This window comes from Nocardiopsis chromatogenes YIM 90109, assembly GCF_000341185.1.
In the GTDB taxonomy this organism is placed as follows: Bacteria; Actinomycetota; Actinomycetes; order Streptosporangiales; family Streptosporangiaceae; genus Nocardiopsis_A; species Nocardiopsis_A chromatogenes.
This window is the reverse complement of the sequence record NZ_ANBH01000414.1, coordinates 1-629: the sequence shown is the minus strand read 5'-3', so window position 1 is coordinate 629 and position 629 is coordinate 1. Positions and strand designations below refer to the sequence as shown.

Annotated in this window: 1 protein-coding gene; it reads left to right on the top strand. The window is 70.3% G+C overall.

The genetic code is table 11. From position 1 onward, the window contains the following. The first annotated feature begins 230 nt into the window (after positions 1 to 230). The gene (locus tag D476_RS0131635; protein WP_017627860.1) at positions 231 to 524 is read left to right on the top strand and encodes a GroES family chaperonin; all 294 of its coding nucleotides are present in this window, start codon (positions 231 to 233) and stop codon (positions 522 to 524) included. The last annotated feature ends 105 nt before the right edge of the window (positions 525 to 629 follow it).

Genomic DNA, 629 nt, shown 5'->3' with positions numbered 1-629 from the left:
TGGAGGCGCGCTACCAACTGCGCCATAGCCCCTGGTCGTCGCCCCTGCGTGCCGGTGTCCGGCCTCGCCGCGGCGACACCTCGACTCTACCGGATCCGCGGGGGTGCTCGTGCCGTTCCCCCGGTGTTCGCCTCGGGGACGGTCCGCAATTCCGCGCATGCCATCCCTCCCGGTCACGGGTCGGGACCCAATAAGCTTGCAGGGTGCCCGATTCAAAGCTCGAAATCCAGATGCTCCACGATCGCCTGCTCGTGCGGCTGCTCCCGGAGAAGGGCGAGCGCCGCAGCACCGGCGGGCTGGTCATCCCGGACACCGTGAAGATGGCGACCCGCCTCCTGTGGGGCGAGGTCTGCGGCGCGGGCACCAGCGCCCGACACGTCAAGACCGGTGACCGGGTCCTGTTCAACCCCGAGGACCAGCTGGAGGTCGAACTCCAGGCCGAGCGCTACCTGGTCCTGAGGGAACGCGACATCCACGCCGTGGCCAACGAGTCCCCACAGCAGGGCACCGGCCTGTATCTGTGACCCCCTTGCCCGCCGAGGCCCGCCGCCGAACGGCCAGGGCGGTTAGCGGGGCGGGCACGGTGTAGTGCAGGACCCCGGCCAGGAACATCTGCCCGACCATGGCCC